The organism is Nonomuraea sp. NPDC001684, assembly GCF_053596515.1.
The window spans coordinates 1-11,160 of the sequence record NZ_JBSFGJ010000314.1 but is presented as its reverse complement, the minus strand read 5'-3'; the positions used below and the strand labels follow the sequence as shown (position 1 = coordinate 11,160).

The following is an 11,160-nucleotide window of genomic DNA, read 5'->3' as shown; positions in this document are numbered from 1 at the left end:
GCTGCGGACCACGACGGTTCCCGCCGGCGGCCGTCCTCGGCCCTGCGCGGACCGCACGACCCGAGGTGAGGAGAGATCATGACCGATGCCCTGCCGGATCCGGTGACGTTCCCGATGCCCCGCGCGACCGGCCGCCCGTTCGACCCGGCGCCCGAGCTGACCCGGCGCAGCGCGGAGGCGCCCGTCTCACGCGTCCGTCTGTGGGACGGCACCACCCCCTGGCTGGTCACCCGCTACGACGACGTCCGCGCGGTGCTCGCCGATCCGCGCGTCGGCGTCGACGTGGCCGAGCCCGGCTTCCCGCACACCAACGCGGTGAGCAAGGCACGCGACGCGCGGATGAAGACGCTGATGCAGATGGATGCGCCGGAGCACACCAGGCAGCGACGGCTCATGACCGCAGACTTCACGATCAGGAAAATGGAGGCGCTGCGGCCCAGGATCCAGCAGATCGTCGATGACCTCATCGACGACCTGCTCGCCGGTCCCAACCCGGCCGACCTGGTGCGGGCGGTCGCGCTGCCCGTCCCGTCCCTGGTGATCTGCGAACTGCTCGGCGTGCCCTACGCGGACCGGGCCTTCTTCCAGCGGGCGGCGGCCGAGCTCGTCATGGACGAAGGCGACCCCGCGCGGGCCCTGGCCGCCGCCGAGGAGCTGAACGGCTACCTGGAGGCGCTGGTGGTGGCCAAGAGCGACGACCCGGGCGACGACGTCCTCAGCAGGCTGGCCGTGGAGCAGTACCGGACGGGCGCGATGACCCTGACCGAGATCTCCACGATGGGCCAGCTCCTGCTGGTGGCCGGGCACGACACCACCGCCAACATGATCGCGCTCGGCACGGCCGCCCTGCTGGCGCACCCCGACCAGCTCGCGGCGGTGCGCGACGGCGACCCGGCGCTGGTGGCCAACGCCGTCGAGGAGCTCCTGCGCTACCTGTCCATCACCCACACCGAGGCCCGCCGCGTCGCCCGCGAGGACCTTCAGGTCGGTGGCACGACGATCCGCGCGGGCGAGGGCATCGTCGTCGTGAAGAGCACCGCCAACCGGGACCCGGCGGCCTTCCCGGACCCCGGCGTCCTCGACGTGCGCCGGGCGGTCCGCCATCACGTCGCCTTCGGGTTTGGCGCCCACCAGTGCCTGGGGCAGTCGCTGGCCCGGGTGGAGCTGCAGGTCGTCTACGGCACGCTCTACCGGCGCGTCCCCACGCTGGCGGCGGCCGTGCCGCTGGAGGAGCTGGCGTTCAAACAGCAGGCCGTCTTCTACGGCGTCCGCGAACTGCCCGTCACCTGGTGATCGAGCGAAGGAGTCAAGCACATGAAGGTCACCGTGGATCAGGACGCCTGCACCGGCTCGGGGCAGTGTGTCCTCCTCTGTCCCGACGTGTTCGACCAGCGTGACGAGGACGGTATCGTCGTCCTGCTGCGGGACAGCCCGGAACCGGGGCTGCGCGAGGGCGTCGGCGAGGCCGCCCGGATCTGCCCGGCCCGGGCGATCACGCTGGGCGCGTCGTGAGCCGCCCTTCCCGGATCGTGGTCGTGGGCGCCTCGGCGGCGGGTCTGTCCGCCGCCGAGGCCCTGCGCCGCGACGGATTCACCGGCTCGCTGACCCTGGTCGGCGCGGAGCGGCGGGAGCCCTACGACCGGCCGCCGCTGTCCAAGCAGATCCTGCTCGGCAGGTGGGCGCCCGACCGCGTGACGCTGCGCCGCCACGAGCCCCGCGCCGCGCTGGGGGCCGACTGGCGGCTCGGCGTCGCCGCCACCGCCCTCGACACCGGCGCACGCGAACTCGCGCTGTCCGACGGCGGCGTCCTGCCCTACGACGGGCTGGTGATCGCCACCGGCGTCGTCCCGCGCCGGCTGCCGTCGGGGCACGAACTCGGCGGCGTGCACGTGCTGCGCACCCTCGACGACGCCCTCGCCCTGCGGGAGGGGCTGCTCGCCGCCCGGTCGGTGGTCGTCGTCGGCGCGGGCTTCCTCGGTACGGAGGTCGCCGCCGCCGCCCGGCAGCTCGGCCTGGACGTCACCCTGGTCGATCCGCTCCGCGCGCCGCTGATCGACCGGCTCGGCGACCGGGTGGCGCGGCTGCTGGCCGGATTGCACGCCAGGTACGGCGTCCGCCTGCGTCCCGGCACCCTGGTCACCGGCCTGACCGGCCACGACGGCCGGGTGAGCGGGGTCGATCTGGACGACGGCACGCACGTCCCGGCTGACCTGGTGCTCGTCGCCGTCGGCTCGGCCCCGGCGACCGGCTGGCTGACCGGCAGCGGCCTGGACGTGGAAGACGGCGTCAAGTGCGACCATCGGTGCCGGGCCGCACCCGGCGTGGTCGCCGCCGGCGACGTCGCCTCCTGGCGGCACCCCGGCTTCGGCCGCCTGCGCGTCGAACACCGGCTGAACGCCACCGAACAGGGCACGGCCGCAGCCCGGACGCTCCTCGGCGGCCAGGCCCCCTTCGCACCCGTGCCCTACTGCTGGACCGACCAGTACGACGTGAAGATCCAGGTCCACGGCGTCACAGGCGGCGACGCCCGGTTCCAGGTCGTCGCCGGGGACCCCGCCACCGGCCGGTTCGCCGGCCTGTACGGCAGGGACGGCCACGTCATCGGCGCCATGACCTGGAACCTGCCCCGGCAGGCCCGCGACCTCCGCCGACACGTCGCCGAGCGGACCCCGTGGCGCCAGGCCACCGAGTGAAGACCTGCGGCGTCCGAGACGAGGACGACGAGTCGCCGGCCCTTGCCCGACGAACGGGGCCCGGCCCAGGCTCAGAACCGGTAGCGGAGAACGCGTGCCCCTTGCCGGGACAAGGTCGTGCTGCGGGCGGTGAGACGGGTCAGCGCCCGCAGGGGTTGCGGGAACCGGGCCACTTCCGGAGCGCGGGTGAGGACCTGCTCCTCGATCAGTTCGAGGCCGGCGCCCCAGGACTCGGGTTCGTGCGCGTCGTCGAAGCCCTGGGCGGCCTTGATGCCGAGTGCCTTGATGGTCGGGTGGTACTTCATGGCCCAGGCGGCGAAGCGGGTGTAGCCGTTGAGTGCGAGCTCACCCGCGGGGAAATGGCCGGTCAGCGCGCGGGTCATCGCCTGGAAGGAGTCGCCGGGCATGAAGGGGAGCAGCCCTTCGGCGACGATCATCGCCGGCCGGTCACCCGGGACGGCCGAGAGCCAGCCGGAGCCGGTGAGGTCGGCTCCGACCAGGTGGGCACGGCCGGGCAGGCGTTCGGCTCGCAGGTTCACCACTTCGGGGAAGTCGACGTCGTACCAGTCGACGCCCGGCGGCGGAGCACAACGGGACATCCTGGTGTCCAGGCCACAGCCCAGGTCGAGCACCACGCATCCGGGGTGAGCGGCGACGTAGGCGCGGACCACGTCGTCGAGCTTCCTGGCGCGCAGTGCCGTGGTGAGGACGAGGCTGGGCTTGACCTTCAGCCTGCCGAAGTCGTAGTCGATGGTGGCGGCCAGGTCGGCGGAGAGCGTGTCGCCGAGGATCGGATGGGGGAGCCCGGCGTCCAGGGCTCTTGCCTGGAGGGTGAGCAGCAGCGTTTCCTGGATCAGCCCGAGCTCGGGTTTCCAGCGGTGCATGGAGATTCCTTAACGGCGTAGCGGATGGTGGGCCGCGAGGTTCTGCAGCCATGTCAGGGAGTCGTGGGCGGCCTTGATGCGCTCGGTGCGCCGCCCCTCGCCGCCCGCGAGGTCGAGCCCTTCGTCGGCGATCTCGCCGAACGCGCTCAGGCTGTCGAGCTTGCGCTGGATGACCTTCTGCCAGGCGTCGTCCTCGATGCGGTAGTAGGAGGTGCGATCCCCGGGCCTTCGCACCTTCTCGACCAGGTCGATGGCCGTGAGAAAGCGCATGTTCGAGGTGAGCGAGGCCCGGCTGGCCTGGATGGCCTCGGCGATCTGGCCGGCGGACTGCTCGGCCGGGTCACAGATCATCAGCCAGCCGAGGATGCGTCCGGTGATGGGCGGCAGCCCCCACTCCTCGACGCAGAATGCGGACACCCGCTCCACCCATCGAAGCAGCCGGTCCTGCTGTTCCTCAGCGCTCATCGTCGCGTCCTCCCTTGGTGATCGTGTGCCGGTTCACTGTGTCATGGCGGCCACCGACTCGTAGGTGGGTGCTGGGGTGAGGCCGGCGAGCGCGGTCCTGCGCAGGTAGAGGTCGAACCAGTCGATGGCGAGCGCCATCGCCTCCTGCAGGCCGGGCCCGGTGTAGAGGCCGAGCACGTCGTACGGCAGCACCGCGAGCCGCTTGGGCTCGCCCGCCTTGGCGAAGGCGCTCTGCGCCTCTTCGAGCATGTGGTACGGGTCCCAGCCGCCGTTGGCGATCATCAGCAGCGGCGTCGGCGCGAGCCGGTGGATGAGGTTCTCCGGGGCGAAGGTGAGCAGGTGCTCGGCTGAGTCGAGGGTCTTCTCGTTGCGGTAGGCGGGAAACAGGCGGGTCGAGATGTCCGGAGCGTCCTTCACATTGTCGCCCTCCAGCGTCAGGTGCGGCACGCGAGCGCTCGGCTCGCCTTCGTAGCGCCGCTGCCAGTCCTGCTCCAGCCGGTCGCGCAGCGCGTGAACGCCGGCGCGGCCCAGGAGGCGTTCGGTGTACCGCCATCCGTCCCACACGCTGGGGCTCTGCACCACCACGCACTTGATGCGCCGATCGAGCACGGCGGCCTGGGCCGCCACCGAGCCGCCGATGCTCACCCCCCACACCCCGATCCGCTCCGGCTGCACTTCGGGACGGGTCCGCAGGTAGGACACGGCGCTGCGGAAGTCCTCCACCTGCCGCTCCGGGTGATCCAGGCCGCGCGGCTCGCCGTCGCTGGAACCGACCGTGCGATAGTCGATGGCCAGCACCGCGAAGCCGGCCTTGACGAAGTGTGGCGCGAAGAACGCCAGCGCCTCCTTGACCATCACCCCGCTGTGCCCGAGCACCAGCCCGGGGACCGGATCGCTCGTCTCCGGCAGGTAGAGATCGCCCGCGCAGCGGGTGCCGAGGCTGTTGAAGGTCACGTGTTCCATGGCGCGCTCCCCAGTAGAGGCTAGTCATTTCAATCATGACTGAAATAACTAGCAACTTCAACAGAGCCGACGCCCCGGCGCCATCAGGGCAAGCTGCCGGGTCTCGGGCGAAAGGCGGTCCCGGGCGTGCAGCCGATGGGCGAGGAAGGCGTGCCGCTCGATGCCGGACGTGCACACCCTGGACCGGGCCGATGAGGTGGCCCGCCATTCTGGACAAGGCCGCGATCCGACAAAGGGCCGGGGACGGCCGGCGGTCGAACCGCCGGCCACGTCCCGAAGAGCGACAGCGGGGCGAAGCTTCGAGGGCGAACCGGGAGTGTCGGTGCCCTCTGCCCCGGCTCGTTGCGGTGCTCGATCGCGGCGTCCCACCAGCCGCGCCGGCGCGCGAGGTCGGTGTGGCCACAAGCCTGGACGAACACTTCAGCGGCCAAGGCCAGGTGGGCCACGTCGAAGGCCGCCGGGCGCCGCCGCAGGCAGTTCGGCGGGCACGGAGCCGGGCCGTGCGGGAATCGGGATCGGGCTCACAGGCTTCTGACCACGAGCTCGGTCCCTTCCAGGTGGGATCTCGGGGGCGGTCGCCGCGGGCAGGGATGATCAGTCCCCTCGCTGCCGCGGTAGGTCAGGCGGCGTACCGGGCGGCGAGTGCTCGGCCGGCCTCGCCCGCCGCCTCCTCGGCGGTCTTGTGCATTATCGCCGCCATCTCGGTGAACTCGTCCAGGGCAGGGTTCACGCCGACGAGCGTGAACTCGCGCTCGACCACCGTGAGGTCGGCGCCCCAGATGTCGACGAGGATCCGGCGCAGGTAGTCGATGTTGTGGTCCCAGCCCGCGCGCGGGGTGCCAGGGCCGTAGGCGCCGCCCCGAGTGGTGACCAGGACGGTCGGCGTACCCTCCAGCAGGCGGATGCCCTGAGGCGTCCCGGCGATCGCGAGGTCGATCCAGGTCTTCGCGTGCTGCGAGACGCCGAAGTTGTAGAGCGGCATCGCGAGCACGGCGCTCGTCGCCCGCTGCAGCTCGGCGGCGAGCCGCTCCGCGGTGGCGAGTGCCTCGCGCTGCGCGGCGGTGCGGCCCTCCTCCGGAATGTGACGGCTGGAGATCGCGGCCTCCCAGATGTGCGCCGGCAGCGGCTCCTGACCGAGGTGACGCCGTACCACCGGCACCCCGGGGCGGGCGGCCCGGAGCTCGTCGAGGACGAGGTCGGCGAGCGCGCTGCTGGCGGAGCGGTCGCCTTGGATGGTGGCGTCGACACGGAGCACGGACATGGGGATCTCCCTGACGGGTGAGTACTAGTTGAATGTTCAAGTTGACACTATGTCGCACCACTTGAATATTCAAATCGCCTGGTAGAGTCGATCTGTGAGCACCGACCCCGCCCGCGGAACCCCCTCCGAGCACAACGTGCCATGGCTGTCGCCCGACCAGCAGCGCGACTGGCGAGCGGTGATCGCGCTGATCATGACCCTGCCGCCCGCGCTGGACGCGCAGCTCAAGCGCGACGCCGGCGTGAACAGTTTCGAGTACCACGTGCTCGCGGCTCTCTCCGAGGCGCCCAACCGCACGCTGGTGCTCAGCAACCTGGCCGCGTTGGCGCAGGGGTCGCTCTCGCGCATCTCGCACGCGGTCACCCGGCTGGAGCGGTCCGGCTGGGTCGAGCGGCACAGCTTGCCCAACCGCGGTGGCCGCCACACGGAGGCGCGGCTCACCGACGCCGGCCTCGCCAAGCTCAAGGAGATCGCCCCCGGTCACGTCCGAGAGGCGCGTCGTCTGGTGGTCGACGCGTTGACGCCCGAGCAGCTTGCCGCACTCGGCGACGCCGCCCGGGCGATCACCGCCGTCACCATGGCGGAGGCGCCCGAGACATGCCGGGAGAGCGGCGACTGCTGACCCGGCAGCCGCAGGCGCCGTCGCGCGGCATCGGGATCTCACCGAGTAGCGCGCCGACGTGCGGATCGGGCCTCGGGGGCGCGGGCGAGGCCGGCCCGGCTGGGGCAGACCATGCGACCATGCCCGCCGACCCCGGCGGGCGATGATCGTCGGCGCCAGAAGCGGCATGGCGAGCACGGTGAGCTCCGACCCCAGCTGGGACCCCGCGTTACCGACCCACAGCAGTTGACGGCCTGAGGTCTGCACGCCGCGCGCCCACGCCGGCAGTGGTGTGGGCGTCGCGGGTCCAGGGCGGCATCGTGGGCCGTCAGCCGGTAACCCTGCCGAACAGGTGGTTGGCGGGAGCGTCCGGGTCGTCGCCGTAGAAGAACTCCGTGACCGCCTGGTGGAACTCGGCGCGGTCCAGCACGCCGGAGCCGTCTCGGTCCAGGGCGGCGAAGACCTCGGCGCAGTCCTCGCCGGGGACGCCGCCGACCGAGTCGAACATCTGCTGGAACTCCGCCTGGTCGATCCGGCCGTCTCCGTTGAGGTCGGCGAGGTCGAAGAAGCAGTTGGTCACCGGCTCGATCTGTGCCGGGTACAGGGCGCGGTCGGTCAGGGCCTGCCTGAACCCTTCGGTCATCTCCCGCAGATCGACCTTCCCGTCACCGTCGTGATCCATCGGGGCGATCACGTGCGTCCAGAATGCGTCCATCCTCTCGGTGAGCAGGCGGGCGGTCTCGGAGTCAGGCGCGGCGCCGCGGACGGCGATGTAACGCTCGCTCATCATCCGGACGTCCCGCTGGGTGATGAACCCGTCGCCGTCGACATCGGCGCCCCGGAACCACTGGCCGTACTTGAGGTTTCGCAGTCGAGTCACGACTACGCAAAGTATTCGATCGATTACGGTAAAGCAAGCTGCCTGAGTGCTTCGGCGTCAACCCTCGAGGCGTGGCGGGGTGAAGGCGAGCACGTCGGGATGAGGGCCGTCGTAGGGCTCGACGTCGACCAGCGCACTGAGAGCACTCGGCCCTTGGGACAGCTGCGAGCACGGCCGATCCGCCGTGAGGACATTGGGATTGCCGTGGCGGTCCAGTGTTCCGCTCACGCCTGGCTCGACCGGATCCCACCACGCGCCGGTGGACAGCTGGACGACGCCTGGCATGACGTCGTCCGACAGGACCGCGCCCGCCAGGCAGCTGCCCCGGTCGTTGTGGATGCGTACGATCATGCCGTTCTCGATGCCGCGCGACGCGGCATCCAGCGGATTCATCGTCACGGGCTCGCGGCCACGGATCTTCGAATCGAGGCTGTGGCCACCGTTGTCGTACTGGCTGTGCAGGCGTGAGGCGGGCTGATTCGAGATCAGATGCAGCGGGAACCGGCTCGACAGGTCGGCGCCGAGCCACTCCGCTGGTTCGAACCACCTCGGATGCCCGGCACAGTCGTCGTAGCCGAACGAGTCGATCTCCTCGGAGAAGATCTCGATCCGGCCCGACGGCGTCGGCAGGGGGAAACGCCGCGGATCTGCGCGGAGCGCCTCGAAGCTGCCGGGAAACGGTCCGGTCAACGCCGGCAGCTCGGCGGTGGAGCTGTGCCAGAAGTCGTCGAAGCCCGGCAACGCGGCATCGTCGCCGAGTTCGGCCCGCGTCTGCTCGTACAGGTGCCGGACCCAGTCGAGCTCGGAGCGCGACTGCGTGAACTCCTGCTCGTACCCGAGCCGGGAGGCCAATGCGGCGAAGATGTGATGGTCGGTGCGTGACTCTCCCGCCGGCTCGCGGACCTTGGGCATCGCGACGAGGTGGGGATCGGAGAATCCGGCGGCGAAGTCGTCGCGCTCCAAGCTGGTGGCGACGGGCAGGACGATGTCCGCGAACTTGGCCGTGGTGTTCCACCAGGCTTCGTGCACCACCACCGTGTCAGGGGTCTGCCAGGCTCGGGCCAGCCGGTGGAGATCCTGATGGTGGTGGAACGGGTTCCCGCCGCACCAGTAGATCAGGCGAAGCTCCGGCAACGTGAGGCGCCGTCCGTCGTAGCCGATGGTCCTGCCCGGATGCAGCAGGGTGTCGGCGATCCTCGCGACCGGGATGAAGTCCGGGACGGGGTTGGCGACCCCGGGCACCGCCACCACGGAGGGGCGGCCTCTGGCCACGCCTGTCGCGTCCATCGTGGCGTAACCTGCTCCCCAGCCGCAGCCGGGCCGGCCCATCGAGCCCGCCATGGCGGCCAGCACGACGGACATCCAGATCGGCTGTTCGCCGTGGTCCGCCCGTTGCACCGCGTAGTTGACCATGATGAGAGAACGTCGCTCGGTCAGGCGGCGAGCGAGGTCGACGATCGCCTCGCGCCCGAGACCCGTGATCCTCGCCGCCCAGGCGGCGTCCTTGGGGACGCCGTCGAGCTCGCCGGTCACGTACGAGGCGAAGCGGTCGAACCCGACGCAGCACCGGCGCAGGAAGTCCTCATCGTGCCACCCGTTGACCAGCATCGTGTGGGCGATGCCCAGCATCGCGGCGGTGTCGGTGTTGGGGATGACGGGCAGCCACTCGGCGTCGAGGAAGCCGGCGACGTCGCTGCGGATGGGGCTGACGTTCACGAACCGCACCCCGGCCGCACGGCACTGTCGCTGCAGGTTCTGCGTCTGGTGTCTGGCCAGCCCGCCGGGGTTGATCTGGCTGTTCTTGAGAGCCAGCCCGCCGAACGCCACCACGAGCTCACAGTTGTCGGCTATCTCGTCCCACATCGGCATCCGCGACTGGTAGCTCCAGGGATGCCCGCCGATCACATGGGGAAGGATGACCTCCAACGCGGCGGTGCTGTAGGTGTTGCGCGAGTCGGTGAAGCCCCCGCCCAGCGCCAGGAACCGGTGGAGTTGACTCTGCGCGTTGTGGAACACGCCCGCGCTCGCCCAGCCGTACGACCCGCCGAACACCGCGCCGTCTCCGTGCTGCGAACGCACTCGACGGAGTTCGTCGCTCACCAGCGTGATCGCGTCGTCCCAGCTCACTTCCACGAAGGCGTCCGCGCCTCTGGCGGCGTCGTGGACGCGCGGCCGGCCGTTGAGCCAGCCCTTGCGCACCGCGGGGCGCAGCACGCGAGCGCCGTCGTCGGCGGCTGTCACCATGCCGGGGCCGATGGGTGACGGCACGGGGTCGTCGTCCCTCGGCTCAATTCGTACTAATCGCCCGGAATCGACCACTGCGATGAGACTGCCCCAGTGCGTCGCGACCGACATGCGTCGTTCCACCATGCATCCACCCCATCCCTGAAGTTCCCCCCGCTTTCGACCAGCGGTTGCTGGCGTGGCAGGGGCCTCCACTCCAGTCGACGGCCCGCAGGACGGAGACTTTCCCCCATGCCCGGCTGCTCAACCACGTCAGGGTGCACCGGCTGCATCATGACCGTCCCGCACCCGGTCCGGCAGCACCGGTTCGGTGATCATCGGCCGGTGCCCGGCGCCCTACGAGGTCGGGCTGGTGTCGCCGGGGCGAGGTGGCCGTGCATGGCGGTGCCTGATGTCAGGGTTGCGATATCTGCGTGAACCGTACGGTGACCGACAAGCCGCCTTCGGGGCGGGCGTCGGCGGTGAGGGTGGCACGGTGAGCTCGCGTGACGGCGTCGACGATGGCGAGGCCGAGGCCGTGGCCGTCGCCGCGGCCGTGACGGTCGGGCGCCAGTCTCTGGAAGGGCCGGCAGAGGCGCTGGAGATCGTCGGCGGGGACGACCGGCCCGCTGTTGGTGACCGTGAGGGCCACCTGCGTGCCGGACGTCCGGGTGGTGACCTCTACGTGCCCGTCCGGGTGGTTGTGGCGGATGGCGTTGTCGACGAGGTTGGCGACGAGGCTCTCGATCAGTCTCGGGTCCCCGGCCGTCACCGCGGGCGTCAGATGTTCGGCGAGGCCGATGCCGCGTTCCGCGGCCTGTCGGCGGCGGGAGGCGAGCACCGTCCCGGCGACGTGGGCGAGGTCGAGGGTGTCCCAGCGGGTGACGCCGCGCTCGCTGGTGGCCAGGGTGAGCAGGGCCTGGACGAGCCGCTCCTGGTCTCCGCTCAGAGCCAGGGCCTCCTGGCAGGCCGCGCGCAGGCTGCCGGTGTCGGCGTCGGGGTCGGCGACGGCGACTTCGAGCAGGGTGCGCAGGCCGGCCAGCGGGGTGCGCAGCTCGTGGGAGGCGTTGGCGACGAAGTGGCGTTGGCTGTCGAAGGAGGCCTGCAGGCGGGCGAACAGGTCGTCGAGGGTGCGGCCGCTCGTCCTGCTGGCGGAGGGGCGGGGCGCGCAGGCCGCCGAGGCGGTCGGC

General features: G+C 71.2%; 11 protein-coding genes. 4 read left to right on the top strand and 7 right to left on the bottom strand.

Translation table 11 applies throughout. The features are described 5' to 3' along the window. Positions 1 to 78: 78 nt before the first annotated feature. The 3 genes from ACWCSD_RS37140 to ACWCSD_RS37130 are packed head-to-tail and all read left to right on the top strand — an operon-like array spanning position 79 to position 2,693. Entirely contained in the window at positions 79 to 1,293 is a 1,215-nt protein-coding gene (locus ACWCSD_RS37140) for a cytochrome P450 (protein WP_449921994.1), read from the top strand. Between the two features lie 21 nt (positions 1,294 to 1,314). After that, positions 1,315 to 1,512 (top strand): ferredoxin, encoded by a 198-nt coding sequence (locus ACWCSD_RS37135; protein WP_449921992.1) that lies wholly within the window; start codon positions 1,315 to 1,317, stop codon positions 1,510 to 1,512. Next, positions 1,509 to 2,693 carry an NAD(P)/FAD-dependent oxidoreductase gene (locus tag ACWCSD_RS37130; RefSeq protein WP_449921990.1) on the top strand — a complete coding sequence of 395 codons (1,185 nt, stop codon included), beginning with the start codon at positions 1,509 to 1,511 and terminating at the stop codon, positions 2,691 to 2,693. Before ACWCSD_RS37135 ends, ACWCSD_RS37130 begins: the two co-directional genes overlap by 4 nt. Before the next feature lie 71 nt (positions 2,694 to 2,764). Here the strand turns inward: ACWCSD_RS37130 and ACWCSD_RS37125 are convergent, their stop codons facing one another. The 4 genes from ACWCSD_RS37125 to ACWCSD_RS37110 all read right to left on the bottom strand — a co-directional run bounded on the left by ACWCSD_RS37125 (position 2,765) and on the right by ACWCSD_RS37110 (position 6,266). Then, a complete protein-coding gene (locus ACWCSD_RS37125) occupies positions 2,765 to 3,577 on the bottom strand; it encodes a class I SAM-dependent methyltransferase (protein ID WP_397158087.1) in 813 nt (270 codons plus the stop codon). Between the two features lie 9 nt (positions 3,578 to 3,586). After that, positions 3,587 to 4,042 (bottom strand): GbsR/MarR family transcriptional regulator, encoded by a 456-nt coding sequence (locus ACWCSD_RS37120; protein ID WP_387673585.1) that lies wholly within the window; start codon positions 4,040 to 4,042, stop codon positions 3,587 to 3,589. 33 nt (positions 4,043 to 4,075) lie between these two features. Next, positions 4,076 to 5,005, bottom strand: coding sequence for an alpha/beta hydrolase (locus ACWCSD_RS37115; protein WP_449921987.1), 930 nt, complete (start codon positions 5,003 to 5,005; stop codon positions 4,076 to 4,078). A 619-nt stretch (positions 5,006 to 5,624) separates the two neighbouring features. Continuing rightward, the gene (locus tag ACWCSD_RS37110) at positions 5,625 to 6,266 is read right to left on the bottom strand and encodes an FMN-dependent NADH-azoreductase (RefSeq protein WP_397158083.1); all 642 of its coding nucleotides are present in this window, start codon (positions 6,264 to 6,266) and stop codon (positions 5,625 to 5,627) included. Between the two features lie 94 nt (positions 6,267 to 6,360). Here ACWCSD_RS37110 and ACWCSD_RS37105 point away from each other — a divergent pair, with 94 nt between their 5' ends. Continuing rightward, positions 6,361 to 6,888: a MarR family winged helix-turn-helix transcriptional regulator gene (locus ACWCSD_RS37105; protein ID WP_397158081.1), complete on the top strand. Its 528-nt coding sequence runs from the start codon at positions 6,361 to 6,363 to the stop codon at positions 6,886 to 6,888. A gap of 307 nt (positions 6,889 to 7,195) precedes the next feature. On the opposite strand, the gene ACWCSD_RS37100 is transcribed toward ACWCSD_RS37105, so the two are convergent. From ACWCSD_RS37100 to ACWCSD_RS37090, 3 genes are all read right to left on the bottom strand, one after another. Further along, positions 7,196 to 7,747, bottom strand: coding sequence for an EF-hand domain-containing protein (locus ACWCSD_RS37100; RefSeq protein WP_397158080.1), 552 nt, complete (start codon positions 7,745 to 7,747; stop codon positions 7,196 to 7,198). 57 nt (positions 7,748 to 7,804) lie between these two features. After that, positions 7,805 to 10,117 (bottom strand): molybdopterin-dependent oxidoreductase, encoded by a 2,313-nt coding sequence (locus ACWCSD_RS37095; RefSeq protein WP_449921985.1) that lies wholly within the window; start codon positions 10,115 to 10,117, stop codon positions 7,805 to 7,807. A 268-nt stretch (positions 10,118 to 10,385) separates the two neighbouring features. Continuing rightward, positions 10,386 to 11,160 (bottom strand): sensor histidine kinase (locus tag ACWCSD_RS37090; RefSeq protein WP_449921983.1); only part of this gene is annotated, 775 nt, incomplete at its 5' end.

Excerpts from the sequence above, each read along its gene's own strand:
- ACWCSD_RS37120 (WP_387673585.1), bottom strand. The coding sequence starts at position 4,042 with ATGAGCGCTGAGGAACAGCAGGACCGGCTGCTTCGATGGGTGGAGCGG.
- ACWCSD_RS37140 (WP_449921994.1), top strand. The coding sequence starts at position 79 with ATGACCGATGCCCTGCCGGATCCGGTGACGTTCCCGATGCCCCGCGCG.
- ACWCSD_RS37135 (WP_449921992.1), top strand. The coding sequence starts at position 1,315 with ATGAAGGTCACCGTGGATCAGGACGCCTGCACCGGCTCGGGGCAGTGT.
- ACWCSD_RS37115 (WP_449921987.1), bottom strand. The coding sequence starts at position 5,005 with ATGGAACACGTGACCTTCAACAGCCTCGGCACCCGCTGCGCGGGCGAT.
- ACWCSD_RS37125 (WP_397158087.1), bottom strand. The coding sequence starts at position 3,577 with ATGCACCGCTGGAAACCCGAGCTCGGGCTGATCCAGGAAACGCTGCTG.
- ACWCSD_RS37110 (WP_397158083.1), bottom strand. The coding sequence starts at position 6,266 with ATGTCCGTGCTCCGTGTCGACGCCACCATCCAAGGCGACCGCTCCGCC.
- ACWCSD_RS37095 (WP_449921985.1), bottom strand. The coding sequence starts at position 10,117 with ATGGTGGAACGACGCATGTCGGTCGCGACGCACTGGGGCAGTCTCATC.